The 26,105-nt window shown below is 65.5% G+C and carries 28 protein-coding genes and 1 pseudogene; 15 read left to right on the forward strand and 14 right to left on the reverse strand.

Annotated features, from left to right (window positions below; translation table 11 throughout):
• Positions 1-124, reverse strand: a pseudogene (locus ACFSGJ_RS17695) (S-(hydroxymethyl)glutathione dehydrogenase); the annotation flags it as partial.
• A gap of 160 nt (positions 125-284) precedes the next feature.
• Between ACFSGJ_RS17695 and ACFSGJ_RS17700 the strand changes: the two are divergent.
• Positions 285-566 carry an I78 family peptidase inhibitor gene (locus tag ACFSGJ_RS17700; RefSeq protein WP_390264912.1) on the forward strand — a complete coding sequence of 94 codons (282 nt, stop codon included), beginning with the start codon at positions 285-287 and terminating at the stop codon, positions 564-566.
• Positions 567-621: 55 nt separating this feature from the next.
• Entirely contained in the window at positions 622-966 is a 345-nt protein-coding gene (locus ACFSGJ_RS17705; RefSeq protein ID WP_390264914.1) for a DUF2794 domain-containing protein, read from the forward strand.
• A gap of 7 nt (positions 967-973) precedes the next feature.
• On the opposite strand, the gene ACFSGJ_RS17710 is transcribed toward ACFSGJ_RS17705, so the two are convergent.
• Genes ACFSGJ_RS17710 through ACFSGJ_RS17720 form a run of 3 tightly spaced genes read right to left on the reverse strand, consistent with a single transcriptional unit; the run spans position 974 to position 4,509 of the window.
• Entirely contained in the window at positions 974-1,771 is a 798-nt protein-coding gene (locus ACFSGJ_RS17710; protein ID WP_390264917.1) for a C40 family peptidase, read from the reverse strand.
• 47 nt (positions 1,772-1,818) lie between these two features.
• Positions 1,819-3,201 carry a leucyl aminopeptidase family protein gene (locus tag ACFSGJ_RS17715; protein ID WP_390264919.1) on the reverse strand — a complete coding sequence of 461 codons (1,383 nt, stop codon included), beginning with the start codon at positions 3,199-3,201 and terminating at the stop codon, positions 1,819-1,821.
• Between the two features lie 36 nt (positions 3,202-3,237).
• Entirely contained in the window at positions 3,238-4,509 is a 1,272-nt protein-coding gene (locus ACFSGJ_RS17720) for an MFS transporter (RefSeq protein ID WP_390264921.1), read from the reverse strand.
• A 152-nt stretch (positions 4,510-4,661) separates the two neighbouring features.
• On the opposite strand from ACFSGJ_RS17720, the gene zapE reads away from it, so the two are divergent.
• Positions 4,662-5,759, forward strand: a complete 1,098-nt coding sequence (zapE, locus tag ACFSGJ_RS17725; RefSeq protein ID WP_390264924.1) for a cell division protein ZapE — start codon at positions 4,662-4,664, stop codon at positions 5,757-5,759.
• Between the two features lie 9 nt (positions 5,760-5,768).
• On the opposite strand, the gene ACFSGJ_RS17730 is transcribed toward zapE, so the two are convergent.
• From ACFSGJ_RS17730 to ACFSGJ_RS17740, 3 genes are all read right to left on the reverse strand, one after another.
• Positions 5,769-7,043 (reverse strand): bifunctional folylpolyglutamate synthase/dihydrofolate synthase, encoded by a 1,275-nt coding sequence (locus tag ACFSGJ_RS17730; protein WP_390264927.1) that lies wholly within the window; start codon positions 7,041-7,043, stop codon positions 5,769-5,771.
• Positions 7,040-8,011: an acetyl-CoA carboxylase, carboxyltransferase subunit beta gene (accD, locus tag ACFSGJ_RS17735; protein ID WP_390264930.1), complete on the reverse strand. Its 972-nt coding sequence runs from the start codon at positions 8,009-8,011 to the stop codon at positions 7,040-7,042. Before accD ends, ACFSGJ_RS17730 begins: the two co-directional genes overlap by 4 nt.
• Before the next feature lie 75 nt (positions 8,012-8,086).
• Entirely contained in the window at positions 8,087-8,962 is an 876-nt protein-coding gene (locus tag ACFSGJ_RS17740) for a CPBP family intramembrane glutamic endopeptidase (protein WP_390264933.1), read from the reverse strand.
• Between the two features lie 126 nt (positions 8,963-9,088).
• On the opposite strand from ACFSGJ_RS17740, the gene ilvD reads away from it, so the two are divergent.
• The 3 genes from ilvD to ACFSGJ_RS17755 are packed head-to-tail and all read left to right on the forward strand — an operon-like array spanning position 9,089 to position 12,077.
• Positions 9,089-10,822 (forward strand): dihydroxy-acid dehydratase, encoded by a 1,734-nt coding sequence (gene ilvD / locus ACFSGJ_RS17745; RefSeq protein WP_390264936.1) that lies wholly within the window; start codon positions 9,089-9,091, stop codon positions 10,820-10,822.
• Positions 10,791-11,459 carry a hypothetical protein gene (locus tag ACFSGJ_RS17750; protein ID WP_390264939.1) on the forward strand — a complete coding sequence of 223 codons (669 nt, stop codon included), beginning with the start codon at positions 10,791-10,793 and terminating at the stop codon, positions 11,457-11,459. Before ilvD ends, ACFSGJ_RS17750 begins: the two co-directional genes overlap by 32 nt.
• A 27-nt stretch (positions 11,460-11,486) precedes the next feature.
• Complete coding sequence (locus ACFSGJ_RS17755; RefSeq protein WP_390264942.1) at positions 11,487-12,077, forward strand: DUF6478 family protein; 591 nt, start codon at positions 11,487-11,489, stop codon at positions 12,075-12,077.
• 3 nt (positions 12,078-12,080) lie between these two features.
• Here ACFSGJ_RS17755 and ACFSGJ_RS17760 read toward each other — a convergent pair whose 3' ends face one another.
• The 3 genes from ACFSGJ_RS17760 to ACFSGJ_RS17770 all read right to left on the reverse strand — a co-directional run bounded on the left by ACFSGJ_RS17760 (position 12,081) and on the right by ACFSGJ_RS17770 (position 14,509).
• On the reverse strand, positions 12,081-12,998 hold the full coding sequence (locus ACFSGJ_RS17760) for an OmpA family protein (RefSeq protein WP_390264945.1): 918 nt from the start codon (positions 12,996-12,998) through the stop codon (positions 12,081-12,083).
• 72 nt (positions 12,999-13,070) lie between these two features.
• Positions 13,071-13,781 (reverse strand): GNAT family N-acetyltransferase, encoded by a 711-nt coding sequence (locus ACFSGJ_RS17765; RefSeq protein WP_390264948.1) that lies wholly within the window; start codon positions 13,779-13,781, stop codon positions 13,071-13,073.
• Positions 13,778-14,509: a competence/damage-inducible protein A gene (locus ACFSGJ_RS17770; protein WP_390264951.1), complete on the reverse strand. Its 732-nt coding sequence runs from the start codon at positions 14,507-14,509 to the stop codon at positions 13,778-13,780. The genes ACFSGJ_RS17765 and ACFSGJ_RS17770 overlap by 4 nt, the downstream gene beginning before the upstream one ends.
• 69 nt (positions 14,510-14,578) lie before the next feature.
• Here ACFSGJ_RS17770 and sfsA point away from each other — a divergent pair, with 69 nt between their 5' ends.
• Positions 14,579-15,277: a DNA/RNA nuclease SfsA gene (sfsA, locus tag ACFSGJ_RS17775; RefSeq protein ID WP_390264954.1), complete on the forward strand. Its 699-nt coding sequence runs from the start codon at positions 14,579-14,581 to the stop codon at positions 15,275-15,277.
• A 62-nt stretch (positions 15,278-15,339) separates the two neighbouring features.
• Complete coding sequence (gene map, locus ACFSGJ_RS17780) at positions 15,340-16,152, forward strand: type I methionyl aminopeptidase (protein WP_390264957.1); 813 nt, start codon at positions 15,340-15,342, stop codon at positions 16,150-16,152.
• A gap of 2 nt (positions 16,153-16,154) precedes the next feature.
• On the opposite strand, the gene ACFSGJ_RS17785 is transcribed toward map, so the two are convergent.
• Positions 16,155-17,408 (reverse strand): DNA polymerase IV, encoded by a 1,254-nt coding sequence (locus ACFSGJ_RS17785; RefSeq protein ID WP_390264960.1) that lies wholly within the window; start codon positions 17,406-17,408, stop codon positions 16,155-16,157.
• Positions 17,409-17,557: 149 nt separating this feature from the next.
• On the opposite strand from ACFSGJ_RS17785, the gene ACFSGJ_RS17790 reads away from it, so the two are divergent.
• From ACFSGJ_RS17790 to ACFSGJ_RS17800, 3 genes are all read left to right on the forward strand, one after another.
• A complete protein-coding gene (locus ACFSGJ_RS17790; protein ID WP_390264963.1) occupies positions 17,558-18,442 on the forward strand; it encodes an SPFH domain-containing protein in 885 nt (294 codons plus the stop codon).
• Positions 18,439-18,723, forward strand: coding sequence for an NfeD family protein (locus ACFSGJ_RS17795; RefSeq protein ID WP_390264965.1), 285 nt, complete (start codon positions 18,439-18,441; stop codon positions 18,721-18,723). Before ACFSGJ_RS17790 ends, ACFSGJ_RS17795 begins: the two co-directional genes overlap by 4 nt.
• A gap of 118 nt (positions 18,724-18,841) precedes the next feature.
• Positions 18,842-19,237 carry a hypothetical protein gene (locus ACFSGJ_RS17800; protein ID WP_390264968.1) on the forward strand — a complete coding sequence of 132 codons (396 nt, stop codon included), beginning with the start codon at positions 18,842-18,844 and terminating at the stop codon, positions 19,235-19,237.
• 63 nt (positions 19,238-19,300) lie between these two features.
• Here ACFSGJ_RS17800 and pyrF read toward each other — a convergent pair whose 3' ends face one another.
• A complete protein-coding gene (gene pyrF / locus ACFSGJ_RS17805; RefSeq protein WP_390264971.1) occupies positions 19,301-19,993 on the reverse strand; it encodes an orotidine-5'-phosphate decarboxylase in 693 nt (230 codons plus the stop codon).
• 94 nt (positions 19,994-20,087) lie between these two features.
• Between pyrF and ACFSGJ_RS17810 the strand changes: the two genes are divergently transcribed.
• Together ACFSGJ_RS17810 and clpB are read left to right on the forward strand one after the other, a co-directional pair.
• Positions 20,088-20,861 carry a hypothetical protein gene (locus tag ACFSGJ_RS17810; protein WP_390264974.1) on the forward strand — a complete coding sequence of 258 codons (774 nt, stop codon included), beginning with the start codon at positions 20,088-20,090 and terminating at the stop codon, positions 20,859-20,861.
• Positions 20,862-20,967: 106 nt separating this feature from the next.
• Entirely contained in the window at positions 20,968-23,583 is a 2,616-nt protein-coding gene (gene clpB / locus ACFSGJ_RS17815; RefSeq protein WP_390264977.1) for an ATP-dependent chaperone ClpB, read from the forward strand.
• A gap of 37 nt (positions 23,584-23,620) precedes the next feature.
• Here the strand turns inward: clpB and ACFSGJ_RS17820 are convergent, their stop codons facing one another.
• Entirely contained in the window at positions 23,621-24,100 is a 480-nt protein-coding gene (locus ACFSGJ_RS17820) for a fasciclin domain-containing protein (RefSeq protein WP_390264980.1), read from the reverse strand.
• 241 nt (positions 24,101-24,341) lie between these two features.
• Here ACFSGJ_RS17820 and msrP point away from each other — a divergent pair, with 241 nt between their 5' ends.
• A complete protein-coding gene (gene msrP / locus ACFSGJ_RS17825; protein WP_390264983.1) occupies positions 24,342-25,238 on the forward strand; it encodes a protein-methionine-sulfoxide reductase catalytic subunit MsrP in 897 nt (298 codons plus the stop codon).
• Positions 25,238-25,831, forward strand: coding sequence for a protein-methionine-sulfoxide reductase heme-binding subunit MsrQ (gene msrQ, locus ACFSGJ_RS17830; RefSeq protein ID WP_390264986.1), 594 nt, complete (start codon positions 25,238-25,240; stop codon positions 25,829-25,831). The genes msrP and msrQ overlap by 1 nt, the downstream gene beginning before the upstream one ends.
• A 90-nt stretch (positions 25,832-25,921) precedes the next feature.
• Here the strand turns inward: msrQ and ACFSGJ_RS17835 are convergent.
• Positions 25,922-26,105: hypothetical protein (locus tag ACFSGJ_RS17835; protein ID WP_390264988.1), on the reverse strand; the 184-nt coding region annotated here is incomplete at its 5' end.

Here is a 26,105-nt window from a genome sequence, read left to right on the forward strand (position 1 = left end):
TGTGGCAGATCCCCGTCGCCTTGATCTCCACCAGAACCTCGCCCGCACGCGGACCCTCAAGGTTCACCTCCATGACCTCCAATGGCCGCCCAGCCGATACCGCAACCGCCGCTCGCGTCCGCATCGCATGTCTCCTGCTTTCGTTTCGCGCGGGAGATTGGGCGAAAGGCCGCCCAGATGCAACCGCGGCGCGGCGCCAGGGGTTGAGCAATCGTGATCGCTGGCAGAAACTTGGCAAGTCTGGGCGCCGCTCTCACGGTGGTGCTGCCGAAAGGAGAAATACGATGCTTCGCCCCTTTGCAATCCTTGCCCCACTTGTCGTGCTGGCCGCCGCCTGCGCCCCTCTGCCGGAGGAACCGGTCACGCCGGAACCACAGGACAGCTGCGGGGCCGAGGGGTATCAGGGTCTTGTCGGCCAGAACGCGCGCGTGATCACGGGCATCAACTTTGCCGGCCCGGTCCGGGTGATCGGCCCGGGCGACATGGTGACGATGGATTTCGCCCCGAACCGCATCAACTTTGCCACTGATGAAGCCGGACGGATCACGCGGGTCTACTGCAGCTGATGCGGCTTGATTTGTTGCTGCTTGATTTGTCTGTGGGGCGTCGTAAGCTTGTCGTATGACGCCCCTCACGCCCCACCCGGTTCCGATGCCCGCCGCGCCTGAACAGGTGAGCTTTGACCGGCAGGAGCTCGGGGTGATCCTGGCGCTCTACGGGCGGATGGTGGCCGCGGGCGAGTGGCGCGACTATGGCATTTCCTGCCTGCGCGACATGGCGGTCTTTTCGATCTTTCGCAGGACGGCCGAGAACCCGCTCTACCGGATCGAAAAGCATCCAAAGCTGCGCGCACGGCAGGGGATGTATTCGGTGGTGGGTATGGACGGGCATATCCTGAAGCGAGGCCATGACCTGCGGACGGTGCTGCGCGTGCTGGAACGCAAGCTGATCCGCAGCATCGACTGACCTAGGATCAATCCGCCAGACGGCGGATTGTCCGGAGTACCGTGCCCTCGGCCGCCGTGATCCGGGCAAGCGCCTCGGCCAGCCCTTCATGACACGTCGCCATGGCATGGCCATTGGCATGGATGATCCGGGCTTCATCCGCGACCAGCGCGACATGCCCTTTCCAGAACAGGATATCCCCACGCCGTGGCGGGGTGGCGAGATCCAGTTTCCGCCCCAGCGCGGATTCCTGCAGATCGCTGTCGCCGGGGCACGGGATTCCGCAGGCCAGATGCGCCGCCTGCACCAGTCCGGAACAGTCGATGCCCGACCGGCTGTTGCCCCCCCAGAGATAGGGCGTGCCCAGAAACATCTCGGCGACGGCGACAGGATCGCTCAGGATCTCGCCGACCTCTCTCAGGTGCCGGCGGGGGATAAAGAGCCCGTCTTCGGTCTCAAGAAACGTGGGATGTTCCGCGGCCACGCGCACACGGCTGCCGAATGACAGGGGTAGACGCTCGATCAGCTTGATGTCGGGGCCGGGATAGGCATGGGTTGCGGGGGCGGCCACCCAATGGGTCGCCGCCACATCGGCGCCAAGTGCTGTCTCGGCGATCCAGCCGCAATAACCGTCCCGGTCAAGCTGGCCAAAGGCCATGCCGTCACGCCGGTCGAGGATCAGCGCCCGCTCTCCGTAAAGGGCCTGACGGTCGCGGGGGCCGCCAGGGCGGGCAAGCAGGTCGGTGACCGGCTGCGTGATGCGGTGCCAGATGCCATCCGCATAGACCGGCGCGTCGATTTTGCCCCGCAGACTGCTATGGGCCACGTGGCCGCTGAACGGGGTCAGACGGCGGTCAGGGGGCTGTGAGTTTGTCAAAGCCCGGCAACCTTCGGCAGCATCTCCAGAAGGGCGCGCGCGCCCTGTCCCACCCCACCGGGCGCACGCGCCGGGGCGTCGGAGGGTTGCCAGCCATAGATGTCGAAATGCGTGTAGCGCGGGTTCCGGACAAAGCGGCGCAGGAACAGGGCGGCGGTGATGGACCCTGCAAAGCCGCCTTTCGGCGCATTGTCGAGATCGGCGATCCCCGGCTCGATCATCGTCTCATAGGGCGTCCAGAACGGCATCCGCCAGACCGGGTCGCGCACCCGGGCTGCCGCCGTGCCCAAGGCCTGCGCGACGTCGTCGTCATCGGTGTAGAAGGGCGCCAGATCCGGCCCCAGCGCGACGCGGGCGGCGCCGGTCAGCGTCGCCATGGATACCAGAAGATCCGGGTCTTCCTCATCCGCCAGCGCGAGCGCATCGGCCAGAACCAGCCGCCCCTCGGCATCGGTGTTGTTGATCTCGACCGTCAGCCCCTTGCGCGAGGTCAGGATGTCCTGCGGGCGCATCGCATTGCCCGCGATCGCGTTCTCGACCGCGGGGATCAGGACGCGCAGTCGCAGCCGCAGGCCAAGCGCCATGATCATCTGCGCCAGCCCGAGAACCGCCGCGGCACCGCCCATGTCCTTTTTCATCAGCCCCATCGAGGCGGAGGGCTTGATATCGAGCCCGCCCGTGTCGAAACAGACGCCCTTGCCAACCAGCGTCACCATCGGCCCCTCATGCCCCCAGCGCATGTCGAGAAGCCGTGGCGCCCGGGCCGATGCGCGCCCGACCGCATGGATCATCGGAAAGTTCTGGGCGAGCAGATCGTCCCCCCGGATCACGCTGGATTGGGCGCCGAACCGGCGGGCGAGGGCAAGAAACGCCTCTTCCAGCTCATCCGGGCCCATGTCCGAAGCGGGCGTGTTGATCAGGTCGCGGGTCAGCGCCTCGCCGGCCGCGATCGCTTCCAGCCGGGCGGCGTCGATCCCGTCGGGCGCAACAAGCCGCGCCTTGGGGGCGGGCAGCTTTGCATAGCGGTCAAAGCGATACCCCTCCAGAAGCCAGCCGAGCGCGGCCTCTTCCAGATCATCGGGGCTCAGGTCGTGCACCATCGCCCAGGTGCCGGCCGGCAGGCGCGACGCCGCGCGGGCCAGACCGAAACGCGACCGGGCCCGCGTCTGCGCGGTACCGCGACCGAGCACCGCACCCGCAGGCGCACCGTCAGCCCCCGGCAGCAGGCAGACCTCGCCCAGCTTTGCCTCGAACCCCGCGCCCTTGATCCATGCCTGCTCGGCCGCCGGGCGGTCCGACAACCAGTCGGCAAGCCCGTCGGCATCGACGATGTAAAGCGGCAAGGCGGCGGCGCCGGCGGGGGCGAAAGCGAGGCTCATGTTCGACAGGTCCGTTCAGATGCGATTTGCCGCAACCTAGCCCGGCGTCGCTGCAGGCGAAAGAGGGCGGAGTTTGACGGGGCTTTCCCGCACCGGCAGATGGACCAGCGCGGAAAACGCGCCCACGCCCACACCGATCCACCAGACCAGCGTGTAGTCGCCGGTGATGTCATACATACGGCCGCCCAGCCAGACGCCCATGAAAGAGCCGAGCTGATGGCTGAAGAACACGATCCCGTAAAGCGTGCCCATGTAGCGCAGCCCGTAGATATAGGCCACAAGCCCCGAGGTGAGCGGGACCGTCGCAAGCCAGAGCGAGCCCATGGCGACGGAAAAGAGAATGACCGTGCCGGGCGTGATCGGCGTCAGGATGAAGGCCGCGGCGACAAATGTCCGCGCCGCATAGATCCCGGCCAGCAGGTATTTCCGGCTGTAGCGTTTTCCCAGCCATCCGGCGAGGATCGTGCCGCCGATATTGGCAAGCCCGATCAACGATATCGCGACAGCGCCAAGCGCCGATGTCGTCGTGATGCCCATCCCGGCGAGCATCCCGCCCGGATCGATCGCGCCGCACATCTCGGTCACGAAGGCGGGGAAATGCGCGGTGATGAAGGCCAGTTGATACCCGCAGGAGAAAAAGCCGAGGAAGATCAGCGTGAAGGACGGATCGCGGAAGGCGCGCAAGAGCACGGTGCCCATACGCTCTTCCAGCTCGGCGCGCGTCGCGGGGGTGGGGCTGCGCATCATCGGCAGGGCAAAGAGCGAGGCGAGGATCATCCCCGCAAAGATCAGGAACACGGTCTGCCAGGACACGACCGACAGCAAGAGCTCGGCAAGCGGCGCGCCAAAGACCTGCCCGGCCGACCCTGCGGCGGTGGCGATCCCCAGCGCGACGGAGCGGTTTTCATCCGAGGCCGCGCGGCCAACCACGGCGAGGATCACGCCAAAACCGGTTCCCGCGATGCCGAAGCCCACCAGTATTTCCAGCAACTGGTGCTGCCCCGGCGTGATCGCATAGGACGAAAGCACCAGACCGGCCGCATAGACCAGCGCGCCGATGATGATCGCCCGGCGATCGCCGAACCGTTCCGCGATCGCCCCGAAAATTGGCTGCCCGAAGCCCCATGCGAGGTTCTGGATGGCGATCGCAAGGCTGAACTCGGCGCGAAGCCAGCCGAACTCTTCCGCGATGGGGATCTGAAAGACGCCAAAGCTCGCCCGGACGGCAAAGCTGATCATGATGATGATGCACCCGCCGATCAGCACGGGGGTAAAGAGGGGGGCGTCCCGGGTCTGGGAATGGGGCATGGCGTAACCTTTCGAACCGGGACAAGCTGTCGCAGGCGGACCCCCGGCGTCAATCGCGTTTTCCTGAACGATCCCCATCGCGAATGGTGATGCGGCGCGGGTCGTGGTGCCTGCCGCTTTTCATCCCCCCGGCGCGGCGCTATGGAACGGGCATGAGCGAGAGCCTGACCGACATATACGACCGCCGCGTTTCTGGCGGCACGATCCGCGACGACCTGGCGCAGCGCGCCATCCTGCCCTTGTTGCAGGACATTCGCGCCGCGCTGGAAACCGCGCAACCGGCCTCGGGCGGGCTGTTCGGCCGGCTCTTTCCCCGAAAGGTCGCAGCGCCGCGCGGCCTCTATCTCTGGGGCGGGGTGGGCCGGGGCAAGTCGATGCTGATGGACCTGTTCTTTGCGTCGGTGGGGATCGAGGCAAAGCGGCGCGTCCACTTTCACGCGTTCATGCAGGAAATTCAGGCGGGGATGCACAAGGCCCGCCAGACGGGGGTGGATGACGCCCTTGCCCCGGTGGCGCATGAGGTTGCACGGTCGGTGCGGCTTCTTTGTTTCGACGAGATGCAGATCACCGACATAACGGATGCGATGGTGGTCGGCCGCCTGTTCCAGATGCTCTTCGATGCCGGGGTGACGGTTGTCACGACATCGAACCGGCCGCCCGACGATCTTTACAAGGATGGCCTGAACCGGGCGCTGTTCCTGCCCTTCATCGCGCTGTTGAAAGAGCGGATGGCGGTCCACGCGCTCGAAAGCCCGACCGATTACCGGCAGGATCGTATCGCCGGGTCGCCCGTGTATTTCAGCCCCTCGGGCGCCGCAGCGCGGACGCAGATCGACCGGATATGGGAGGATCTGACAGGGGGGCAGGCCGCCCCGCATGCGCTGACCGTCAAGGGTCGCAAGGTCGTTCTGCCCGCATTTCACAACGGCATGGCCCGCGCCTCGTTCTGGGAACTGTGCGGCCAGCCGCTGGGGCCTGCGGATTATCTGGCGCTTGCCGATGCCGTTCGGCTCCTGGTGCTGGAGGATATCCCGAGGCTGAGTGCGCAGAACTTCAATGAGGCGAAGCGGTTCGTGACGCTGGTCGATGCGCTCTATGAAGGCAGGGTGCGTCTCATCGCCAGTGCCGCCGACGTGCCGGAATACCTCTATAACGAAGGCAGCGGCAGCTTTGAGTTCGAGCGGACGGCGAGCCGGCTGCGGGAAATGCAGGACGCGAACTGGGGGCAGGACGTCCCGCCCCCGGCCTAGTCCTTCTTCCTAGTCGTTTTCGCGCAGCACCGTGCCCGCGAGATAAAGCGATCCGCAGATCAGCACGCGGGCCGAGGGCGCCTCGGCAACGATCCGGCCCAGTGCGTCAGCGACAGAGGGTGCGGTGGCGCAGTCCATCCCGGCGGCGCGTGCGGCGGCCTCGGTTTCCTGGGCCGTAAGCGTCGCCTTTTCGCCGGGAATGGAAACTGCGTGCAGCCGGACCGTGTGGGGAACGAGCGGCCGCAGATAGCCGCCGATATCCTTGGTGTTGAGCATCCCGCAGATCAGATAAGTCGGCCGTTCCGGCATCCGCGCAAGGGTCGCCGCCAGCGCCTCACCAGCCGAGGGGTTGTGCCCGCCATCGAGCCAGAGCTCTGCCCCCGGTGCCGCGTCGGGCAGGGGGCCGCGGCGCAGCCGCTGCATCCGCGCGGGCCACCGGGCCCCGGTCACGGCGGCTTCCATTGCGGTTTCGGCGACGCCCAGATGCCTCAGCGCCGCCAGCGCCGCCCCCGCGTTCATGATCTGATGCGCGCCGGGCAGGTTCGGCAGGGGCAGGTCCAAGAGCCCGGTCTCATCCTGATAGATCAGGCGACCGCGTTCCTCCCAGGCGTGCCAGTGCTGCCCATGGGCCAGAACCGGCGCGCCCAGTTCGGCGGCACGGGCCTCGATCACCGCCAGCGCCGCGTCCTCTTGCGGGCCGACGATGCAGGGCACGCCACGCTTGATGATCCCGGCCTTCTCGCGCGCGATCTCGGCCAGGGTTTCGCCCAGATATTGCTGATGGTCGAGCGACACCGGCGTGATTATGGTCAGTGCGGGGCGGTCGATCACGTTGGTCGCGTCGAGCCGTCCGCCAAGCCCCACCTCAAGCAGCGTGTAATCTGCCGGAACCCGCGCGAAGGCGAGCAGCGCCGCGCAGGTCGTGATCTCGAAATAGGTGATGCCCTGGCCCTGGTTCGCCTGTTCGCATTCGTCCAGAAACGCCGTCAGGTCGGTTTCCGAAATCAGTTCCCCGGCAAGGCGGATGCGTTCGTGAAAACGTACCAGATGCGGCGAGGTATAGGCATGGACCCGGCTTCCGGCGGCCTCCAGCCCCGCGCGGATCATGGCCTGGGTCGATCCCTTGCCATTCGTTCCGGCGATATGGATGACGGGCGGCAGGCGCCGTTCGGGGTGGTCGAGCGCCGAAAGCAGGCGCCAGACGCGGTCCAGCGTCAGGTCGATGATCTTGGGATGCAGCGACATCATCCGTTCAAGGATGATGTCAGAGGCGGGCGCCGTCACGCTTTGGGCTCTGTCGCGGCGGGCGGTTCGGCTGCCGGCTCCGGGGACGGCGGCACCGTCTCGGGAACGGCGGGAACCTCTGGCGTGCCGGGTGCCGGCAGATCCGCGGTCACGGCAGGGGGTTGCAGGGTCAGCATCCGCACGATGGAAATCAGTTCCTCGCGCAGTGCCTTGCGATGCGTTACCCGGTCCAGCATCCCGTGGTCGAGCAGGTATTCGGCGCGCTGGAACCCGTCGGGCAGTTTCTCGCGGATGGTCTGTTCGATCACCCTTGGCCCGGCAAAGCAGATCAGCGCGTTCGGCTCGGCGATCTGCACATCGCCCAGCATCGCGTAAGATGCCGTCACCCCGCCCGTGGTCGGATGGGTCAGCACGACGATATAGGGCAGCCCCGCCTCTTTCAGCATCTGCACCGCGACGGTGGTGCGGGGCATCTGCATCAGCGACAGGATCCCCTCCTGCATCCGTGCGCCACCTGCGGCGGAAAAGAGGATGAGCGGCCGCCGCAGTGCCACCGCGCGCTCGGCGGCAGCGATGATGGCATTGCCGACATACATGCCCATCGACCCGCCCATGAAGCTGAAATCCTGCCCGGCGGCAACGATGGGGGTGCGGCCCATCTCACCCTCGGCGACCAGCATCGCCTCTTTCTCGCCGGTCGATTTCTGCGCGGCCTTCATCCGGTCGGGGTATTTCTTCTGGTCGCGGAACTGCAGCGGGTCGGCGATGGGTTCGGGCACCTTCACCTCGGTGAAGATGCCGCCGTCGAACAGCGCCTCGAAGCGCTGGCGCGGGGTGATGCCCATGTGATGGTCGCAATTCGTGCAGACGTTCAGGTTGTCGGCCAGTTCGCGATGAAACAGCATCGTTCCGCATTCGGGGCATTTGGTCCACAGGTTTTCCGGCACCTCGCGCCGCGAGAAGAGCGAATTGATCTTCGGGCGGACATAATTGGTGATCCAGTTCATGCGGTAACTACCCTTCAACCCAGTCTGTGGCTCAGTCTGCGGCCCTGAAATAAGCCGCGCGATGCCGGATTGCAATCAGCGCCGCAGGAGACGGCGCGCGACCGCCCAGATCACAAGAAGGCTCGCGACATCGAGAAGCAGGAGCGGTATCATCTCGGGCGCGCTTTGCGGCATCTGCCTGACCCAGAGGCCCAATCCCCCAAGCGGCCCGGGTGCCGCGACGAAGAGAAGGGCAAGCGCGTTGTTCGCCGCGTGAAGGCCCCAGGCCGCCCCCAGCGTGCCTGTCCGCGCGGTCAGATCCGCCGCCAGAAGGCCCACAAGCCCCGTGACGAACACCACGAGCAGGCTGTTCCCGCCCATCTCAAGCGGATTGTAATGCAGCGCCCCGAACAGGATCGACGGCAGCAGCATCCAGATGAGCGGCGAGCGGAACCGCGCCGCCAGTTGCTGCTGCAGATAGCCGCGAAAGATCAGCTCCTCGGCGCCGGTCTGCACAAGGATGCCCAGCACGCCCAGCGGCAGGAAGGCCAGCCAGACGATCAGTGGCAGATTGCGATAGATCCCTTCCTCGGGCGGTGCGAATATTGACGCCAGAACCGAGGCGATGGCGGCAAGTCCGAGCATGACGCCGGCGGTGATCAGGAAATCCCGGAAGGCGGGGCGGCGGGGGCCGATCAGGCTTGCCGCGCTGCGCCGGTGCAGCAGCCGGACAGCGACGATAACGCCCAGGATCGCGGGCAGAAAGCTCGCCAGAATAACGAGTGTGAGCCAGGGACCGATCAGCAGGTGGTCCAGGAAATTCTCTACCTGCGGCGGAAGATCGGGCAGAAACGCGATGCCGGCAAGCGGGATGACGTAGATCACGACGATTAGGACAAGTCCCAGCGCGACGCGCCAGAGCTGCGGACGGCGTCGCGCCGGTTCTATGTAACGTTCAAAAGCCGGTGTCATCGCTGCCCTTGTGGTGCGCTCTCGTTTCCGGCTGACATAGGGCGGTGGTCCATGGCAAGCAAACGGCTTGTGCCCCCGTGCAGGCTCGCCTATCCAGTTTCCAGCCAGAGAACGGGAGAGAGCCCCATGCAGAACAGCCGCTTTGACAAGTCGAAACTGCCCAGCCGCCACGTGACGGAGGGGCCGGCCCGCGCGCCGCATCGCAGCTATTTCTATGCAATGGGGATTTCCGAGGAAGAGATTCACCAGCCTTGGGTCGGCGTCGCCACCTGCTGGAACGAGGCCGCGCCCTGCAACATCGCGCTGAACCGGCAGGCGCAGGCGGTGAAGATGGGCGTCAAGAAAGGCGGCGGCACCCCGCGGGAGTTCACCACGATCACCGTGACCGACGGCATCGCCATGGGGCACGAAGGGATGCGGTCCTCGCTTGCCAGCCGCGAGGCGATTGCCGATACGGTCGAGCTGACCATGCGCGGGCATTGCTATGACGCGATTGTGGGGCTTGCGGGCTGTGACAAGTCGCTGCCGGGGATGATGATGGCGATGGTCCGGCTCAATGTGCCGTCGGTCTTCATCTATGGTGGTTCGATCCTGCCGGGGCGGCTGAACGGGCGCGACGTGACCGTGCAGGACGTCTTCGAAGCCGTGGGCAAGCATCAGGCAGGTAACTACTCGGACGCCGAACTTGCCATTCTGGAGCGTGTCGCCTGCCCCAGCGCGGGCGCCTGCGGTGGCCAGTTCACCGCGAACACCATGGCCTGCGTGTCCGAGGCGATCGGGCTTGCACTGCCCAATTCCTCGGGGGCGCCGGCCCCTTACGAAAGCCGCGACGAATACGGCCAGGCCTCGGGCGAGGCCGTGATGAACCTGATCGAGCGCAACATCCGCGCCCGCGATATCGTGACGCGCAAGTCGCTGGAAAACGCGGCGCGGGTCGTGGCCTGCACCGGCGGTTCGACCAATGCCGGGCTGCACCTGCCGGCCATCGCGCATGAGGCCGGGATCGAGTTCGACCTCTTTGACGTCTGCGACATCTTCCGGGACACGCCCTATTTCGTGAACCTCAAGCCGGGCGGCGAATATGTGGCCAAGGACCTTTACGAGGCGGGCGGCGTTCCCGTCGTCATGAAGGAATTGCGCAAGGCCGGACTGATCCACGAAGACTGCATCACCGCCACGGGCCGCAGCATGGGCGAGGAGCTTGATCTCATCACCCGTGAGGCGGATGGCCGGGTTATCTACCCCTCGGCCACGCCGCTGTCCAGGACGGGCGGTGTCGTCGGTCTGCGCGGGAACCTCGCGCCCGAAGGCGCCATCGTCAAGGTCGCGGGCATGAGCGAGGCGGACCAGGTCTTTACCGGACCCGCGCGGGTCTTTGAATGCGAAGAGGACGCCTTTGCCGCCGTGCAGAAGCGTGAATACAAGGAAGGCGAGGTTCTCGTCATCCGCAACGAAGGCCCGGCGGGCGGTCCCGGCATGCGCGAGATGCTGGCGACCACTGCGGCCCTTTCGGGCCAGGGGATGGGCAAGAAGGTCGCCCTGATCACCGATGGCCGTTTTTCGGGTGCGACCCGGGGCTTTTGCGTCGGCCATGTAGGCCCCGAGGCGGCGCATGGCGGCCCGATCGCCCTCTTGCAGGATGGCGACATGATCACGCTGAACGCCCTGACCGGCGAGATCTCGGTCGCGCTGAGCGAGGAAGACCTTGCCGCCCGGCGCGCCGCCTGGCCGGGGCCGCGCAAGACGCAATACGCCTCGGGCGCCCTTTGGAAATATGCCCAGCTGGTGGGCGCGACCCGCAAGGGCGCCGTAACACATCCCGGAGCCAATGCAGAAACGCATATCTACATGGACCTCTGATCCCCGCCGACCGGGCCGCGCCGTCGCGATCGTCATCGCGCTGGTGCTGCCCGGATGTGTGGAAACCATGCCGCAGGCGGCCTCTGCCTCGGCGCCCGAACGTGTGGCCGTCGCAGGCGGAGAGGTCGTTGTCGGTGGCCCGCGTGGCTATTGCGTCGACATGGACGCCTCTCGCGATGATGCCGACGGGGCGCTGATCGTCATGGGGGGCTGCGCGTCGCTGGTGCAGGACCCGGCCCTGCCCCAGCCCGAGCGCCCTGCGGTACTGACCGCTGCCGTTTCGGCGGCGGGGCGCGGGATGAAGGTGCGGGATTCCTCGGCCCAGTTCGACGCCTATTTCAGGTCCGAGGCGGGGCGGGCGGCGCTGGCGCGATCCGGCCGGGCCGCGGATGTCGCGGTGCTGGAAACCTTCATGCGCGATGGCGTGTATTTCCTGCATCTGCGCGATGTCGGCAACCTGAGCGGCCCGGGGCTGGAGACGGATTACTGGCGCGCGCTGGTCGATGTGGGCGACCGGATCGTCACGCTTTCGGTGCTGTCGCCCCGCACCAATCCGCTCACACCACGGCAAGGGCAGGACACGCTGTCGGAATTTGTCCGTCGCATCATCGCGGACAACCGGGGTAACATGGCCTGAGACGGATGGCCTTTTGCAGAGGCGGGCATGGCAGTTCTTTGGCGTAGCGCGATATCGCGCAGTGAAAGCAGCGAGGCGGAGATCGCCGCCGGTCGCCCTTGGGAATGGGTGCCCGCGCCATGGCAGCGCCAGCTGGGATGGGGTGATCTGGTCGCGAAGGCGCCGCGACAGGTGCTGGCGGACGGTGTGACGCTGTTCCACGATGGCAGCGGCGCGGCGGTTCTGCGTCAGGTCGAGCAGGGCGGCAGGGCGCACGGGGTCGCGCTGTCGTCGCAGGGGGAAAATGGCTCCTTCCTGTCGATCGTCTTCGACCTGCCGGATGCGTCTGCGCGGCATCTGCGACCCTGGCAGATCGTCCGGCTGCAGTGCCGGATCTCGGCAGAACCGGCCGCGCCCCGGCTTTATGCGCGGTTCAACCTGTCCCATGGGCCGAATATAGAAACGCTGGTGCGGGAAGTGGACGGGCAGGGTGCGGCTGAATTCGACCTCGCCTATTGCCCGATGGAGGTCAGCCGGATCGAGAAGGCCTGGATCGACCTGATTTTCGAAGGGGGCTGCCCGCCGCGGGCTGTGCTGAGCGATCTTTGCATCGCGCGCCGGCCCAGGGGCGGGTTCTGAACGTCAGGGCAGGGTGATCAGCGCCTCGACGCGGCGATTGCGGGCGCGGCCTTCTTCGGTCGCGTTGTCGTCCCGGGGCGAAAGATAGCCCACCCCCTCGGCCGAGAGCCGCGACGCCGGGATCGCATGATCCTCGACCAGCAGGCGCTGCACGGCCTCGGCCCGCTGGCGGGACAAGTCGATATTGGCGGCGAGCGGACCGGACGCATCGGAATGCCCGACAAGGGTCGCCTGTGCATCGGGATAGCGTTTCAGGAACTCCGCAAGCTGCGCGACCGAGGCGATATCGCGGTCTTCAAGCCGCGCACCGCCGCTGCCGAAGGTCACGCCATCCAGCACGAAGGCTTCGCCCGGGCGGGGATCGTCACCGCCCCAGGGGTCGTCCGCAAAGGTGGTGGGCGCCATTGAGGACAGCCGCATCTCCATTTCCGGCGGGTCGGCCGGGGATCCCGTCGGCGAGACATGGACCATCTGCAGATAGCCGCGCGCGTTGCTGCGGCTGACCATCAGCGTCACGGCTTCCAACCCATCAGGGGTGGCGCGTTGCGCCGAGAGGAACCGGAAATCGCCAAGGTCCACATGCATCTCGGGCTCGGGGAGGAGGTCGAGCGCATAGCGGAAATCGAAGCCGCCGCATTGGCGCGTGGCGCATTCAAAGAGTATCTCGTAACCCTTTGCCTCCAGATCGGCGCGAAGGGGCGCAAGAAGACCAAGCGTGACATTCTGCCCCTCGAACCGCCAGGCGATCTGTTCCCCCAGCCCCTCGACCCGAGTCGTCGGAAGCCCGCCGTCCCGCCAGGGGCCAAGCGGAATGTCCTGCGAGGTGAAGGAAAGATGACGTCGCCCGGCCTCTTGCGCGCCGAAGGGCAATGTCAGCGGTTCGGCCCGCAACGGCCCGCCAAGACAAAGGGCAAGGAGCATTATAGCCCCCGTCCATGTGGCCCTGACGGCCCCATTTTCTGCCCGTTCTTGCACTGCCCGGCCTCTTGCGGCTCATTTCATGCGATAGTGATAGTGTCCCACAGCTTGCATTCCAGCAAAAGAATAAAGCTTTTGCGCCGGCAGATTTGCGCGTGTCACCACAAGGGAGAGCCACGTGCAGCCCTGATCCTGTGCCCAGCGGGCGGCGGCAATCAGGATGTTGTGGCCTGCGCCCTTTCGGCGTTGCCCAGGTGCAACCTCGACGGCGTGGAGCATAGCGATATCGTGATCGGCCGCGACAAAGGCCGTCCCCGCAGCCCGTTCCCCCGCCCGCGCCAGAAGCGTGGTTGCAGGGCCACGGGTCCTGTTCATCACCGCCAGCCGTTCCGGTCCGATCCCGCCTTGCGCCCAGATCAGGCGCTGTGCCGCGACCGGGGGCCAGGCCGGGATCACCTCATCCGTGGGCGATGCCGTCAGGGCCGCCGGCATCACATGGATCGAAACGGGATCGACCACGCGGTAGCCTTCCCGCGCCAGAAGATCGTCGAGTTCATCCTCGCCCGCGCGCAGCATGAAGAGCGGGGGTTGACCCAGATCGCGCATCGCGGCTTCGGCCAGGGGCAGATCCGCCCGCGTCACCGGCGCCGAGGCAGTCGCCGCCGACACTCGCTTGCCCCCGCCCTGACCGTCGCGAATGATCCAGGGACCGGCCCGATGCACGGCCGCGGGGGGCCAGGTGGCCTCCAGAACCTCATAAAGGCGGGTGACGTCGGGGATCGTCACGCCTGATCCGGCGCGAACAGCTTTGACAGGCGCACCATCGCGGCGTCGAGGCGTCCGGCATCGGTGCCGCGAATGACGATATCGGCCCCGAAGGCGCCGTTCCGCACAAAAGGATAGGACCCGATCGAGAGGTCAGGGTAGTCCGCCGCAAGGACGGAGAGGGGGCCCGCGATCTCTCCCTCGCCGCGGTCGATCCGTAACGACTGGCTGAGGATCGGGCTGCCGCCGGTCAGCCGTGGCAGCAGCGAGGCGAGCATCGCCTGAAAGATGTTGGGCACGCCGGCCATGACATGAACGTTCTCAAGCGAAAAGCCCGGCGCGGCCGAGATCGGGTTCTCGATCAGCACGGCCCCCTCCGGGATGCGCGCCATCCGCAGCCGGGCCTCGTTCAGTTCGGCCCCCGTCTTGGCGTAATGGGCAGCGAGAAGGGCGCGTGCATCGTCGCGCACGGCGATGGGCAGGCTAAAGGCGGTGGCGACCGCCTCGGCGGTGATGTCGTCATGGGTCGGCCCGATCCCGCCCGAGGTGAAGACGTGGTCGTGCGCCTCGCGCAGGGCATTCACCGCGGCGACGATTGCCCCCCTCTCGTCCCCGATCACGCGCGCCTCGCGCAACTCGATACCGTGGCGGGTAAGCTCGCCCGCGAGATAGTGCATGTTCGCGTCGCGCGTCCGCCCCGAAAGGATTTCCTCGCCGATCACGATCATCGCGGCGGTCGGGTTGCTCATTTCATCCCCTTTGCCGCGCCTGGCGGCCATCTGCTTGTCCGGTCCCTTGCATCGGTATAGGCGTGGGAAATGCGCTTTCAAAGCCCCCTTGTCCGCGCCCGGCTGTTGCGGCGCTATAAACGCTTTCTGGCCGATTTCGTTCTGGATGACGGGCGGGAGATCACGGCACATTGTCCGAATCCGGGCGCCATGACCGGTCTTGCAGATGCGGGCCAGCCCTGCTGGCTGCAACAGGCGTCGCCCGGCCGCAAGCTTGGCTTTGGCTGGCGGTTGGTCGAACTTCCGGGCGGTCATCTGGCCAATGTCGACACCAGCCTGCCGAACCGGGTCGTGGCCGAGGCCCTGGCGGCGGGCGCCCTGCCGGGCCTTGAGGCCTACCGCACGATCCGTCCCGAAATACGGTATGGCACGGCAAGCCGCGTCGATTTCCTGCTGCAACAAGAGGGGCTGCCCGACGCGCTGCTGGAGGTGAAGTCGGTGACGCTGGACCGCGCTGGCGTGGGTGCCTTTCCGGACAGCGTGACCCTGCGCGGTGCGCGCCATCTGCGCGACCTGGCCGAAGAGGTCCGGTCGGGGCGGAGGGCGGTGATGCTGTTTCTTCTGGGGCGGACCGATTGCCATTCGGTGACGGTCGCGCGCGACATCGACCCGGCCTATGCGCAGGCCTTTGATGATGCGCGTGCTGCGGGGGTAGAGATGCGCGCGCTCGCCTCTCGCATCACGACCGAGGCGATCACCCATGGGCGAGAGATCCCGGTTCTGGCGTGACGGTCTGGTCAAAGGGCGATTCTTTGCCTATTTGAAGGGGCAAAGCTGATAGGAGATTTCGGGTGGACGATCACCTGCGCGGTCGTGTGACCAAGGATGGGATTCGGATTCATGAACCTGCGGATTTCGCGGGAATGCACCGGGCCGGCCGCATCGCGGCGGAGATCCTGGATGAGGTCGCGCCGCTGGTTGTGCCCGGCGTCACCACGGCCGAGCTGGACCGGGTGATCACCGAAAAGGTCGCGGAGTCTGGCGCCACCTCGGCCACGATCGGCTACCGCGGGTATCAGCACGCGTCGTGCATCAGCGTGAACCACGTAGTCTGCCACGGGATCCCCGGGCCGAAGCAGCTTCGGAACGGCGATATCCTGAACATCGACGTGACGGTCATTCTCGATGGCTGGTATGGCGACACAAGCCGGATGTTCGTGGCGGGAACCGTCGGCCGCAAGGCCGAACGACTGATCGAGGTTACGCACGACGCCCTGATGAAGGGGATCGAGGCGGTTCGGCCCGGCGCGACCTTCGGCGATATCGGGGCCGCCATCCAGACCTATGTCGAAGCGAACCGGATGTCGGTCGTCCGCGATTTCTGCGGGCATGGGCTGGGCCGTGTGTTTCATGCGCCGCCCAACGTTCTTCATTACGGGCGACCGGGGACCGGGCCCGTTCTGGAAGAGGGGATGTTCTTTACGATCGAGCCCATGGTCAACCTGGGGCGGCCGGAAACCAAGGTGCTCGCCGATGACTGGACGGCGGTGACCCGGGACAAGTCGCTCTCGGCGCAGTTCGAGCATTCCATCGGTGTGACAGCAGACGGGTGCGAGATCTTTACCCTCTCGCCCGCCGGTCGCTTCCACCCGACCTGGGCCTGAGCTCAGCGCAGGGAACGCCCCTTGTAGATCGCATCGGGGCCAAAGCGGGCGCGTATGTGGTCGCTTGCCCTTTCGGCCCCGGCGCGCCGCGCCGCCTGAGGGTCGAGCAGGTCGCCCCGGCCGTCATCCTGCCCCGGCAGCAGATCCGACAGACCGACCCCGATCAGCCGGAACGGTCCCGCGTCGCCCGTTCCCAGAAACAGGTCATGCGCCGTGCGATAGATCCGGTCGGCAAGCTGCGTCGGATCCCGCAGGCTTATGCGGCGTGTAAGGATGCGGTGGTTCGACCGCTTGAGCTTCAGCGTGATCACCCGGCCCAGAAGCCCCTTGGCCTTGGCCCGGTCCGCCACCTTTTCCGACAGGCGCCAGATATGCCCGTCGAGAAGGTCGGGGTCCGAGGTATCTTCGTGAAAGGTCGTCTCGTTCGAGATGGACTTGACCGGCGCATGGGGGGAAACGCGCCTGTAATCCTCGCCCCGTGCAAGGTGCCAGAGCCGCTCGCCGCCGCTGCCAAAGCGACGCGCAAGATCTTCACGGTCCCACCGGCGCAGGTCGGAAAAGGTCCGGATGCCGGCACCATCCAGCGCGGACTGGGTCGCCGCGCCGACGCCCCAGATCAGGCGCACCGGCCGGTCCGCCAGAAAGCCAAGCGTTTCGGCCGCGCCGATGACGGAAAATCCGCGCGGCTTGTCGAGGTCTGAGGCGATCTTGGCGAGGAACTTGTTATGCGACAGCCCGACCGAGGCCGACAGCCCGAGGTCATGTTCCATCCGCCGGACGAGCCGCGCCATCAACAGCGCCGGCGGTGCCCCATGAAGCCGCGCCGTCCCGCGCAGGTCAAGGAAGGCCTCATCCAGCGAAAGGGGTTCGACCGCTGGCGTCAGGTCCTCCATCATCGTGCGGATGGCGCGGGACGCCTCGGCGTAAACCGACATGCGGGGGCGCACGACGACCGCCTCGGGGCAAAGCCGCAGGGCCTGAAACATCGGCATGGCGGACCTGACGCCGCGGATCCGTGCCAGGTAGCAGGCGGTCGACACGACGCCCCGGCGGCCCCCGCCGATGATGACCGGTTGGCTGCGCAGGTCCGGATTGTCGCGCTTTTCGACGCTGGCATAAAACGCATCGCAATCGAGATGGGCGATCCCCAGCGACCAGAGTTCCTCATGCGTGACGATGCGCGGGCTGCGACAGGCGGGGCAGCGCGCATGGGGGTCATCAAAATCGGTCAGGCAGTCGCGGCACAGCGAGGGCATCGGACAGGCCAGTGCAGATGGGGAACGAAACCGGCACATAATAGCGCAGGCAGCGGGATATGCCAGCGGCTCTGTGCGCTCTCTCCGTGCGTTGCCATTTTCCGGCGGCGGGTCATATTGAGGCCCAACGGCAGCGGTGGAGAAGTGCAATGGGACCCAATGACATCGGCGGTGTGAATATCGTGATCCTGCTGATCGCGATCTTCATCATCGCGTCCATCTTCCTTGGCGTGCGGATCGTGCCGCAATCGGAAAAGCATGTGGTCGAACGGTTCGGGCGGTTGCGGGTCGTTCTCGGACCCGGCATCAACTTTATCGTGCCGTTTCTCGACGTGGTGCGCCACCGGGTGTCGGTGCTCGAACGGCAGTTGCCGAATGCGCGGCAAGACGCGATCACCGCGGATAACGTGCTGGTTCAGGTGGAAACCAGCGTGTTCTACCGGATCATGGAGCCGGAGCGCACGGTCTACCGGATCCGCGATGTGGATGCCGCGATCTCGACCACCGTCGCGGGGATCGTCCGCTCGGAAATCGGCACGATGGAGCTTGATGAGGTGCAATCGAACCGCGCGCGCCTGATTTCCCGCATCCGCGAGTCGATCGAGCAGGCCGTGGAGGACTGGGGGGTCGAGGTGACGCGCGCGGAACTGCTGGACGTGAACCTCGATGCGGCGACGCGGGCGGCGATGCTGCAGCAGCTCAACGCGGAACGCGCCCGCCGGGCGACCGTGACCGAGGCCGAGGGCCGCCGCCGCGCCGTCGAGCTCAACGCCGATGCCCAGCTTTACGCCGCCGAGCAGGAGGCCAAGGCGCGCCGTATCCAGGCCGATGCAGAGGCCTATGCGACCGGCGTCATCGCCGGGGCGATCCGTGACAACGGGCTGGAGGCGGCGCAGTATCAGGTCGCGCTGAAGCAGGTTGAGGCCCTGACCAAGGTCGGCGAGGGCGAGGGGCGTCAGACGATCCTTCTGCCGGCGCAGGCGCTCGATGCCTTCCGCGACGCCTTTGGCCTGCTTCAGGGGCGCGGTCGATGACCGAGCCGTGGTGGGCTTGGCTTGCCGCAGGGCTGGCGGTCGCCATCCTTGAGGTCTTCGTGCCCGGCTATCTGTTTGTGGGCTTCGCGCTTGGCGCGATCCTGAGCGGCCTTTTGCTCTGGCTGGAGATCTGGCCCGCCCTCTGGATGGCCGAGGCCTTTGTGAACCGGGTTCTGGTTTTCGCCCTTCTGTCGCTTGTGGCCTGGCTGCTTCTGCGAAAAATCCTGGGGGTGCGAAAGGGTCAGATCAAATACTGGGACCGCGACATCAACGAGAACTGAAGGCTTGGTGGCGGCTTTTTGCGCAGTTCCCTCTGGCGGCGCCGAATTAATGGAACAGCGGGGTTGGGCGGACGTTGTTCCGCCAACGGAGTTGCACACGAGTTGAAAGGAGATCCACATGGACCCGGTTCATAACCAACCGCGTGACGTGAACCCCGATGCGCGTCGCGGAGAAGTTCCCCCGCCGGCCCGCACAGGCGGTGGGCGCACGATGTGGTACATCATTGCCGCTGTCGTGATCATCGCGATTGTGGCGATCATCGCAATGTCGGGTGGCGATCAGACGACCACGACCGTCCCGGGTGAGCCCACAGCCACCCAGCCTGCAGCCGATCCGGCTGCGCCCGCCGCCGACCCGGCTGCGCCTGCCGCCGACCCGGCTGCACCAATGGCGCCTGCAGGCGACCCGGCTGCACCGGTGACAGATCCCGTTGCACCCGCACCCGGTGGCGACGCTGCGGCGCCCGGGGCAGGTACTGCGCCCGCCGATGGCACGGCCTCACCTGCGCAGTAATCGGCGCGACTATACTATAAGGCCAGGCCCCGGGTCGCGAGTCCGGGGCCTGTTGCTGTCTGATCAGGCAAGTTCCGCCAGGATGGCCTCGGCCGCGGCGCGGGGGTCTTTCGCTTGCCAGACAGGGCGACCGACGACGATGTGGTCCGCCCCCGCCGCAATCGCCTGACCCGGCGAGGCAATGCGCTTCTGATCGCCCGCATCGCTGCCTTGGGGCCTGACGCCAGGTGTAACGATCACTCGGTTTATGGCTTCCGGCAGGGCGCGGATCGCGGCCGCTTCTTGCGGGGAGGCTATCAGTCCATCGGCGCCCGCTTCCAAAGCGCGAGCCGCGCGCTCCAGAACGACCTCGGCCACGCTGCCGTCGCGGATCAGGGCGGCATCCAGGTCACGCCGGTCCAGCGAGGTGAGAACAGTGACCGCCAGAATGCGCAGGCCGCTGCCCGCCGCACCTTCCTTTGCCGCCCTTACCACATTCGGATCCCCGTGGACGGTCAAAAAGTCGAGGTCGAACCGCGCAAGGCCCCGCACCGCCGCCTCGACCGTGGCGCCGATGTCGAAAAGCTTCATGTCCAGAAAAATGCGCTTGCCATGGTCCTGCTTGAGCTCGTTGGCGAGCGCGAGCCCGCCCCCTGTCAGCATTCCAAGGCCGATCTTGTAGAATCCGACGCTGTCGCCAAGCGTTTCAACGAGCTTCAGGCCCGAAAGTGCATCCGGGACGTCGAGCGCGACGATCAGGCGGTCATCGGAAGTCATGGGTAATCTCCTGTTATGGGCGCAGGCGGCAACCTTGGGTTAACCCCCGAGGGACGATGATCGCCATCCTGAGGTCGCGATAAGGGAAAGCGCCATGTGGATCAATATGGTCGTGGAATCACCTGCGGACGGTCCGGGCTCGGGGCCCGTCACGGTCGGATGGTTTCGCGCGACCGAACGGCACGGGGTTCTCTATGATCCGCCGGAACGGGTCTCGTTCCGCGACACAAATCGCAGCCATGGCAAATCCGCATCCCGCTGTCCCGCGATCATCAGTCTTGAAAGCCGGTATTTCATGGTGCGCTGCCCGTTCGATCTCCATATCGGCTTTGCCCGCGACAAGGAGGGGCGGGCGGTGCTGGTCAACCGTACGGGATCCGCTGGCCCCGTGCGCCCGGCCAAGCTGAACGAGGTCCTGACGCTGGTATCAGAAGCGGAGTGGCGCTATCCGGACCGCCCGACGCTGCAGTTGCAGCTTCCTTACGTCTTTATCGCCGACGAGATGGTGTATCTCTCTCAGGTTGATGCCTTTGCGCATTACCGGCGGCAGCCTTTGCCGGGGACCATTTTCGGCGGGCGTTTTCCCATTCATGTCTGGCCGCGCCCGCTCATGTGGGCGTTCGAATGGCACGATACCGACCGCGACCTTGTGCTGAAGCGGGGGGAGCCGTTGTTTTACTGCCAGTTCGAAGGGATCGGTCCGGATCGGCCGGTTCATCTGACCGAGGCTGAAAGAACGCCGGAGCTTCTGTCATACATGGATCATGTGGGGGGCGCGGTGAACTTCGTGAACCAGACGTTTTCCCTTTTCAAGGCAGCAGAGGCCGCCCGCCCCGCGAGGCTTCTGAAGGCGCGCGAACGGCGCTGAGCCGGACTTGTTCCGGCGGTCCGTCCTCCCCACATTCGGAATGAGGCCGGAGCGGTCGTGCCGACTGCGGGCGGCCCGGAACCGGCGCTTTGGAAGGAGAGACGACATGAACCTTGAAAAGTTCACCGAAAGGGCGCGCGGCTTTCTGCAGGCGGCCCAGACGATTGCGATGCGCGAAAACCACCAGCGACTGGGGCCGGAGCACCTGTTGAAGGCGCTTCTGGATGACGATCAGGGGCTTGCGGCCAACCTGATCCGCCGCGCCGGTGGCGAAACCGGGCGTGTGCTTGAATCGGTCGAGGCCACGCTTGCCCGGCAGCCAAAGGTGACGGGCGAGGGCGGGCAGACCTATCTGGATCAGGCAACGGCCCGCGTTCTTGATGAAGCCGAAAAGATCGCAACCAAGGCCGGCGACAGCTTCGTCCCGGTCGAACGTATCCTGACGGCGCTTGCGGTTGTGCCGTCCAAGGCCAAAGAGGCGCTGGACGCGGGCGCCGTCACGGCCCAGAAGCTGAACACGGCGATCAACGATCTGCGCAAGGGGCGAACCGCTGACACGGCCTCGGCCGAGCAGGGCTATGATGCGCTCAAGCGATATGCCCGCGACCTGACCGAGGCCGCGCGCGATGGCAAGATAGACCCGATCATCGGCCGGGATGAGGAAATCCGGCGCGCGATGCAGGTTCTGTCGCGGCGCACCAAGAACAACCCTGTCCTGATCGGTGAGCCCGGGGTCGGCAAGACCGCGATCGCCGAGGGCCTCGCGCTGCGGATCGTCAACGGGGACGTGCCCGAAAGCCTGCGGAACAAGCGCCTCATGGCGCTCGACATGGGATCGTTGATCGCAGGGGCCAAGTATCGTGGCGAATTCGAGGAACGGCTCAAGGCGATCCTTTCGGAGATCACCGCTGCGGCGGGTGAGGTCATCCTGTTCATCGACGAGATGCACACCCTTGTCGGCGCAGGCAAATCCGAAGGGGCGATGGATGCGGCGAACCTGATCAAACCGGCGCTTGCGCGCGGGGAGCTGCACTGCATCGGCGCGACGACGCTGGATGAATACCGCAAGCATGTGGAAAAGGACGCAGCCCTTGCCCGGCGTTTCCAGCCGGTCTTTGTGAGCGAGCCGACAGTCGAGGACACGATTTCCATCCTTCGCGGCATCAAGGAGAAATACGAGCTCCATCACGGGGTCCGCATCTCCGACAGCGCGTTGGTCGCGGCGGCGACGCTCAGCCATCGCTACATCACCGACCGCTTCCTGCCCGACAAGGCGATCGACCTTGTTGATGAGGCGGCAAGCCGCCTGCGCATGGAGGTGGACAGCAAACCCGAAGAGCTCGATGCCCTCGACCGGGAGATCCTGCAAAAGCAGATCGAGGCCGAGGCGCTCAAGAAAGAGGACGACGCGGCCAGCCGCGACCGGCTGGAACGTCTGGAGGCAGAGCTTTCCGATCTGACCGAGCGCTCGGCCGAGATGACGGCGCGTTGGCAGGCGGAACGCGACAAGCTGGAAGGCGCGCGCGATCTCAAGGAGCAACTGGACCGTGCCCGTGCCGAACTGGAACAGGCCAAGCGGCAGGGCGATCTGGCCCATGCCGGGCGGCTGACCTATGGCGTCATCCCCGACCTGACGCGGCGCCTGTCCGAGGCTGAATCGCGGGAAGGCGACATGATGGTGGGCGAGGCCGTACGGCCGGAGCAGATCGCCGAGGTCGTCGAACGCTGGACGGGCATCCCCACCTCGAAGATGCTGGAGGGTGAACGCGACAAGCTCCTCCGTATGGAAGAGGAACTGGGCAAGCGCGTCATCGGCCAGCGCGAGGCGGTCGTGGCCGTCGCCAATGCCGTGCGGCGCGCACGGGCGGGGCTGAACGACGAGAACCGGCCGCTCGGGTCGTTCCTGTTTCTCGGCCCTACCGGTGTCGGCAAGACCGAGCTGACCAAGGCGGTGGCGGAGTACCTCTTTAACGACGACAGCGCCATGGTGCGGATCGACATGTCGGAGTTCATGGAAAAGCACGCGGTCGCGCGGCTGATCGGTGCGCCTCCCGGGTATGTCGGTTACGACGAAGGCGGGGTCCTGACCGAGGCGGTGCGGCGCAGGCCGTATCAGGTCGTCCTGTTCGATGAGGTCGAAAAGGCCCATCCGGATGTCTTCAACGTGCTGTTGCAGGTTCTGGACGATGGCGTGCTGACGGATGGTCAGGGGCGGACGGTCGATTTCAAGCAGACCCTCATTGTCCTGACCTCGAACCTTGGGGCGCAGGCGCTCAGCCAGCTCCCCCCGGGCGCAGATCCGGGCCCGGCACGGCGCGCGGTGATGGATGCGGTGCGGGCGCATTTCCGGCCCGAGTTCCTCAACCGGCTGGATGAGACGATCATCTTCGACCGGCTGAGCCGCGAGGATATGGACGGGATCGTGACGATCCAGCTTGCGCGGCTCGCGCGGCGGCTGGAGGCGCGCAAGATCACGCTCGACCTGGATGATGCGGCCCGCACATGGCTGGCAGATGAGGGCTATGACCCGGTCTTCGGGGCGCGTCCGCTCAAGCGTGTCATCCAGCGCACCTTGCAGGACCCGCTGGCAGAGATGCTGCTGTCCGGTGAGGTCATGGATGGCAGCGTTGTGACGGTCTCGGCCGGGCCGGACGGGCTTATCATCGGAAACCGCGTGGCCCCGTCCCGCAAGGAGGCGCCGCAGCCCGCCACAGTTCACTAACGCAAAAAAGGGGCGGCCTGTGGCCGCCCCGCTGCCATCATTCGGGCATGATGACTGCGTCGATGACGTGAATCACGCCGTTAGAGGCCTCGATATCCGCGGTCACGATGTTCGCGCCATCCACCATCGGGCCGTCGGCGAGCGTAATCGTCACATCGCTGCCTTCTACCGTGGTAGCGGTCATGCCTTCCGTCAGATCCGAAGACATCACGGCCCCCGGAACGACGTGGTAGGTCAGGATTGACACCAGCTGGTCGCGGTTCTCAGGCAGCAACAGGCTGTCGACCGTGCCTTCCGGAAGCGCCCCAAAGGCTGCGTCGGTCGGCGCAAAGACCGTGAACGGCCCTTCTCCTTTCAGGGTCTCGACGAGGCCGGCGGCCTCGACCGCAGCGACAAGCGTGGTGAAATCGCCGGTGGCGACTGCCGTATCGACAATGTCAGCCTGATGAGAATCGGCCGTTGCAGGAGCCGCGAGAAGCGCAGCGACGGCGGTACCAAGGAACATATTTCGGATCATCGGATCATTCCTCCTGAACGATGCCACAGTGGCAACATCGCTGAGTTAGGCGCGGGACAAATGCGTCGAGAGGACACTTCCGGGTGACCAGCTATTTACGTTTCGGCTGCTGCGCCTAAGCCGCGCCGTCGCTGAATTTCCATGCAAATTGCTTTGAACGGTCGTGATCCGGCGTGATGAAGTTTTTCAACCTTTTGCGCATGCCACCCTTATAATGTGCGCATTCAAAAGGGGGTTCCCAATGCCGCAGCTGTCTTGGTCCGATGTCACTCCCAAAGCGACCTTCCTTAACCGCCGCAGGGTATTGGCCGGGTTGGCCGCCTCGGCCGGGCTGGGTCTGGGGCAGGTTTCTGCGCAATCTGCAGATACAACCGGGCTCGAGCCGAATAGTTTCGAGGATATCACCAACTACAACAACTTTTACGAGTTCGGCGCCGACAAGACCGACCCTGCCCGCTACGCCGGTCAGCTGACGGTCGACCCGTGGTCCGTGCGCGTGGACGGGCTTGTCGACCGACCCGGGACCTATGACCTGTCCGATCTGATCGGGGATTTTCCTGTCGAGGAACGCATCTACAGGCTGCGCTGCGTCGAAGGCTGGTCGATGGTCATTCCATGGCACGGGTTTGAGCTTCGCCATCTTCTGGCGCGGATCGAACCGCAGCCTTCGGCGCGTTATGTCGCGTTCGAGACGCTGCTGCGGCCGGAAGAGATGCCCGGGCAGCGCACCCGGCTGCTTGACTGGCCCTATCGGGAGGGGCTGCGTCTGGATGAGGCGATGCATCCTCTTACCATCATCGCGACCGGCCTTTACGGTGAAGACCTGCCGAACCAGAACGGGGCGCCCTTGCGGCTGGTCGTGCCCTGGAAGTACGGCTTCAAGTCGGTGAAATCCATTGTCCGGATCACCCTGACCGAGACGCAGCCGGAAACGACTTGGCAGATGTTGCAGCCCCAGGAATACGGCTTCTATGCGAACGTTAATCCCGAGGTCGATCATCCGCGCTGGAGCCAGGCGAGCGAGCGGAGAATCGGCGCCGGCTTTTTCGCGCCGCGTGTGCCCACCGAGATGTTCAACGGCTATGCCGAGCAGGTGGCGGGCCTTTACACCGGGATGGACCTGCGGGCGAATTACTGATGTTGCGCGACGCGATCCGGCGGATCCCCGTCTGGCTGGTCTGGGTGCTCGGGCTTCTGCCCTTGGTGTGGTTGGTCGTTCAGGCGTTTAGGGGTGGGTTGGGGGTGGATCCGGTCAAGGCGCTTGAGCATCGGCTTGGGCTGCACGGGTTGCAGTTCCTCCTTCTGGGGCTGGCGATAACGCCGCTCCGGCGCTTGGGGCTCAATCTGCTGCGGTTCCGGCGCGCGATCGGGCTGATCGCCTTCACCTATGTCATGCTTCATTTTGCGGTCTGGCTCAGCCTCGATATGCAGTTCGAGTGGAATCAGATCGGCCGGGATCTGGTGCGCCGTCCCTACATCCTTATTGGCATGGCCGGGCTGCTGCTGCTGATTCCCCTGGCGTTGACGTCGAACGATGCATCGCTGCGGCGTCTGGGCGCGCGACGGTGGCGTCTTTTGCATAGGCTGACCTACGTGGCTGTGTTGGCTGGCGCGCTTCATTTCGTTCTTTTGGTGAAGGGATGGCCGGCAGAGCCGTTCCTTTATCTGGGCGCAGCGGCGGCCCTTCTGCTGCTTCGTCTTCTTTGGGTGTCCCGACGTGCTTCTGTCTGATTATACTTACTTTTCAGTTGCTTGTTCGTTTTTTGGGTTGTCGTGTAATTTTTTGCTTGCGCGTGTCGTTTTGGTTCCGTAGACAGCGCTTCACCGAGGCGGGGCAGGTTGTTTTGCTTTGGTTTGGGCGGGTTTGACAGCTTGCTCTGGTTTTCTGGATGGATGCATGCGGGTGGCGCTGCTTTGTGGCGTTTGCTCGTTTGTTTTTGTCTTTTGCTCTTTGACATTGTTGTTTTTTTTTGAAGGGATATGCGGGCGGTTTGGTCTGTTTTTC

Origin of the sequence: Halodurantibacterium flavum, assembly GCF_042681825.1 — a bacterium.
Classification (GTDB): domain Bacteria; phylum Pseudomonadota; class Alphaproteobacteria; order Rhodobacterales; family Rhodobacteraceae; genus Halodurantibacterium; species Halodurantibacterium flavum.

Excerpts from the sequence above, each read along its gene's own strand:
- ACFSGJ_RS17740 (WP_390264933.1), bottom strand. The coding sequence starts at position 8,962 with ATGACACCGGCTTTTGAACGTTACATAGAACCGGCGCGACGCCGTCCG.
- ilvD (WP_390264936.1), top strand. The coding sequence starts at position 9,089 with ATGCAGAACAGCCGCTTTGACAAGTCGAAACTGCCCAGCCGCCACGTG.
- ACFSGJ_RS17790 (WP_390264963.1), top strand. The coding sequence starts at position 17,558 with ATGGGACCCAATGACATCGGCGGTGTGAATATCGTGATCCTGCTGATC.
- ACFSGJ_RS17795 (WP_390264965.1), top strand. The coding sequence starts at position 18,439 with ATGACCGAGCCGTGGTGGGCTTGGCTTGCCGCAGGGCTGGCGGTCGCC.
- msrP (WP_390264983.1), top strand. The coding sequence starts at position 24,342 with ATGCCGCAGCTGTCTTGGTCCGATGTCACTCCCAAAGCGACCTTCCTT.
- ACFSGJ_RS17810 (WP_390264974.1), top strand. The coding sequence starts at position 20,088 with ATGTGGATCAATATGGTCGTGGAATCACCTGCGGACGGTCCGGGCTCG.
- pyrF (WP_390264971.1), bottom strand. The coding sequence starts at position 19,993 with ATGACTTCCGATGACCGCCTGATCGTCGCGCTCGACGTCCCGGATGCA.
- ACFSGJ_RS17705 (WP_390264914.1), top strand. The coding sequence starts at position 622 with ATGACGCCCCTCACGCCCCACCCGGTTCCGATGCCCGCCGCGCCTGAA.
- zapE (WP_390264924.1), top strand. The coding sequence starts at position 4,662 with ATGAGCGAGAGCCTGACCGACATATACGACCGCCGCGTTTCTGGCGGC.
- accD (WP_390264930.1), bottom strand. The coding sequence starts at position 8,011 with ATGAACTGGATCACCAATTATGTCCGCCCGAAGATCAATTCGCTCTTC.
- ACFSGJ_RS17720 (WP_390264921.1), bottom strand. The coding sequence starts at position 4,509 with ATGCCCCATTCCCAGACCCGGGACGCCCCCCTCTTTACCCCCGTGCTG.
- sfsA (WP_390264954.1), top strand. The coding sequence starts at position 14,579 with ATGCGCTTTCAAAGCCCCCTTGTCCGCGCCCGGCTGTTGCGGCGCTAT.
- msrQ (WP_390264986.1), top strand. The coding sequence starts at position 25,238 with ATGTTGCGCGACGCGATCCGGCGGATCCCCGTCTGGCTGGTCTGGGTG.
- ACFSGJ_RS17755 (WP_390264942.1), top strand. The coding sequence starts at position 11,487 with ATGGCAGTTCTTTGGCGTAGCGCGATATCGCGCAGTGAAAGCAGCGAG.
- ACFSGJ_RS17820 (WP_390264980.1), bottom strand. The coding sequence starts at position 24,100 with ATGATCCGAAATATGTTCCTTGGTACCGCCGTCGCTGCGCTTCTCGCG.
- ACFSGJ_RS17770 (WP_390264951.1), bottom strand. The coding sequence starts at position 14,509 with ATGAGCAACCCGACCGCCGCGATGATCGTGATCGGCGAGGAAATCCTT.
- clpB (WP_390264977.1), top strand. The coding sequence starts at position 20,968 with ATGAACCTTGAAAAGTTCACCGAAAGGGCGCGCGGCTTTCTGCAGGCG.
- ACFSGJ_RS17760 (WP_390264945.1), bottom strand. The coding sequence starts at position 12,998 with ATGCTCCTTGCCCTTTGTCTTGGCGGGCCGTTGCGGGCCGAACCGCTG.
- ACFSGJ_RS17785 (WP_390264960.1), bottom strand. The coding sequence starts at position 17,408 with ATGCCCTCGCTGTGCCGCGACTGCCTGACCGATTTTGATGACCCCCAT.
- ACFSGJ_RS17715 (WP_390264919.1), bottom strand. The coding sequence starts at position 3,201 with ATGAGCCTCGCTTTCGCCCCCGCCGGCGCCGCCGCCTTGCCGCTTTAC.
- ACFSGJ_RS17750 (WP_390264939.1), top strand. The coding sequence starts at position 10,791 with ATGCAGAAACGCATATCTACATGGACCTCTGATCCCCGCCGACCGGGC.
- ACFSGJ_RS17700 (WP_390264912.1), top strand. The coding sequence starts at position 285 with ATGCTTCGCCCCTTTGCAATCCTTGCCCCACTTGTCGTGCTGGCCGCC.
- ACFSGJ_RS17800 (WP_390264968.1), top strand. The coding sequence starts at position 18,842 with ATGGACCCGGTTCATAACCAACCGCGTGACGTGAACCCCGATGCGCGT.